This is a genomic window from Actinoplanes sp. NPDC051633, from assembly GCF_040681735.1.
GTDB lineage: Bacteria > Actinomycetota > Actinomycetes > Mycobacteriales > Micromonosporaceae > Actinoplanes.
This window is the reverse complement of sequence record NZ_JBFAZH010001021.1, coordinates 1-2,799: the sequence shown is the minus strand read 5'-3', so window position 1 is coordinate 2,799 and position 2,799 is coordinate 1. Positions and strand designations below refer to the sequence as shown.

Here is a 2,799-nt window from a genome sequence, read left to right as displayed (position 1 = left end):
GTCGGGGTTTTCAGACGTGTCATGTTCCTTTGTTGGACAGTCCGGTGATGCGCCGCGGCGCGGTCGAGAGCGGCCCGGTTCTGCGCGGCGTTGCGGTCCTGCACGACGGTACGGTCCGGCGCGGTCGCCGCCCGATCCCGGGCCGCCTGCGTCTGCGCGTTGCGATACTGCTCGGCCTGGTTGCGGGCGTACCGGTCCTGCGACACACGATTGCGCTGCGTCTCGTCGTCGGTCTTCGCCGGGGCGCGGTCCATCTCGGCGGACAGTGCCGACCCGAACTCCTCGCCACCGTCGGGACGCCGCCCGCCCGAGCCGGCCCGGCGGTTCAGCTCGGTGGCCGGCCGGCGGTCCGGCCCGGTGACGGAGTTGGACATGGGTCTCCCTCGACGTGCGGTCAGCCGCCCAGCGCGGCGAGCGCCTTCTGCACCTTCGGCACGTAGGCCTGGGTCTCGGCGAACGGCGGGATGCCGCCGTACTTGTGCACCGCGCCGCCTCCCGCGTTGTACGCGGCCAGCGCCAGCGGCACCGACTTGAACTCCTTGAGGTGGTTCGACAGCAGCTTCGCGGCGCCGTTGATCGCCTGCTCCGGGTCGAACGAGTTCTTCACCCCGAGCCCTTTGGCCGTCCCCGGCATCAGCTGCATCAGGCCTTGGGCCCCGGCCTTGCTGACCGCCTTCGGGTTGTAGCTCGACTCCACCTTGGCGACCGCGGCGAGCAGCTTCGGCGAGACTCCGTATTTGTTTCCGGCCTGCACGAACAGGTTCCCGTACGGCACGCCCGCGAGCGACGCGCCGCCGACGCCCTGCAGGCTCGCCGGCCGCACGGCAGCCGCGGTCTCCAGGGACGGGGTGCCCACGACCCGGCGGATGTGCGTCGGGGTCTCGTACACAGATTGGATCTTGACCTGGTCGCCCGGCTTGGGCGCCGCGATCATCTTGTTGTCACCCAGGTAGATGGCCACGTGATCGACCGGCGAGTCGAAGGCCAGGATGTCGCCCGGCTTCGCCTCCTTCAAACTGTCGACCTTGGTGCCCACCTTGGCCTGCTGCCAGGAGTTGCGCGGCAGCTCGATGCCGAGGTCCCGGTACGCCCGCTGCACCAGCCCCGAGCAGTCCAGACCCTTGCTGGGGTCGGTGCTGCCGAAGACGTAGTCGGTGCCCAGGTACTTCTTGGCCGACGTGACGATCTGATCGCCGGTCACCCCACCGTTGGTGGCCGTGGTGCCCCCAGTGGCGTCGGCGAGCGCGCCGGCGAAGGCGGTGCCGTTGAGGCTCGCGTTGTTGGCGGCAGGGGTCAGCCCGAGTTGCGTCTGCAACTCGGAGATACGGTTCAGGACCCCCGTGACACCCATCATGCGCGGCTCCGGCTGCTCTCGTCGGTTTCCCCCTCGTCTTCGAGTTCGGCCGTCGGGTCGGTCTGCTGAGCGACCGCGGTGACGAGGTCGCCGCGCCGGGCGGCGATGGCCTGGGCGGCGTCCGCCAGGTCGATCTGGTGGGTACGGGTGGCCTGCACGGCCAGGGCGGCGTCGCGGCTGACGTTCTCCCGGTCGGCGGCCGTGCCGGAGCCGGTGCGCATCGAGTTGGCGCGCTCCTCGGTCTGTGCGTCGATGCCACGGGCAGCGTTGCGGGCCTTCGTCGTGACGGCCAGCTCGTCCAGGTTGGCCTGGTCGACCTTGAGATCGTGGTGGCGGACCGTCTCGGCGTGCCGCTCGGCCATCATCTCGACCGCGCGGCGCCGCTTGGCGGCATCCGCGAGTTCGGCGACCTTCTCGCGGGTGAGCTCCTCGGCGTCGGTGACCATCCGGTGGGCGCCGGAGAGGCCGGCGGCCAGCGACTGCCGGGCGACCATCGACGCGACCATGGCGCGCGCGGTGCCCTCGGTGGGTGCGTCGGCGCCGGCCAGATCGAGCGCTCGCCGCTTGGCGAGCTGCTGAGCCTCCCGGATCTCCTGCCGCGACTGGATCACCGCACCACGGGCAGCATCTTCCTGAGCCTTCCGAGCACGAAGCACGGGCCCCAGCCGGAACAGTCGATTCACACGGTCCTCCTCAGCGCCTTCACATGCCGCTTCGACCCCGGCCGTTGGCGCCTGAGCCCTTGCACCCGACCTGCAACCCGCGAAAGTGGTAGCCCACCCACGTGTCCGGCCCGAATCCGGGTGGGTGGGCTACCACTGTTGGTTTCAGCTTCGGGCGATCAGCTCTCGCAGGGCGGTCCAGGCCTGGTCGGCCGTCACCCGCTCGTCCAGGCCCTGGCGCAGGAAGGCCGTGATCTGCGGCCAGATCGCCGTCGCGCGGTCGGCCTCCGGGTTGGTGCCCGGCACGTAGGCACCGATCTCGACCAGTTCCCGCACCTCTCGGTGCGCGGCCATCATCCGGCGCAGCTCCGTCGCGTCGGACTTCTGCTGTGCGTTCGTGATCTTGTTCGCCACGCGGGAGATGGAGTCCAGCGCCTGGATCGACGGGAAGTGGCCGGCCGTGGCCAGCTTGCGGTCGAGGACCACGTGACCGTCCAGGATCGAACGGGCCGCGTCCGCGATCGGTTCGTTGTGGTCGTCGCCCTCGACCAGGACGGTGTAGAGGCCGGTGATGCTGCCGCGGGCGCCCGGGCCGGCCCGTTCCAGCAGGCTGGCGAGCATCGCGAAGACCGACGGCGGGTAACCCCGCGTCGCGGGCGGCTCGCCGACCGACAGCCCCACCTCGCGCTGCGCCATCGCCGCACGGGTCACGCTGTCCATCATCAGCAACACGTCCTGGCCCTCGTCGCGGTAATACTCCGCGATCCGGGTCGCCACCGCACC

At 70.6% G+C, this 2,799-nt stretch carries 3 protein-coding genes and 1 pseudogene; all 4 read right to left on the bottom strand.

What is annotated here, in order from left to right:
- The coding region (locus AB0M20_RS36225) for a hypothetical protein (RefSeq protein ID WP_364305140.1) at positions 1–374 on the bottom strand (374 nt) is incomplete at its 3' end.
- A gap of 20 nt (positions 375–394) precedes the next feature.
- A complete protein-coding gene (locus tag AB0M20_RS36220; RefSeq protein WP_364305138.1) occupies positions 395–1,354 on the bottom strand; it encodes a transglycosylase SLT domain-containing protein in 960 nt (319 codons plus the stop codon).
- Positions 1,351–2,037, bottom strand: coding sequence for a hypothetical protein (locus AB0M20_RS36215; RefSeq protein WP_364305136.1), 687 nt, complete (start codon positions 2,035–2,037; stop codon positions 1,351–1,353). Before AB0M20_RS36215 ends, AB0M20_RS36220 begins: the two co-directional genes overlap by 4 nt.
- A gap of 144 nt (positions 2,038–2,181) precedes the next feature.
- Positions 2,182–2,799: pseudogene (locus tag AB0M20_RS36210) on the bottom strand (EscN/YscN/HrcN family type III secretion system ATPase); the annotation flags it as partial.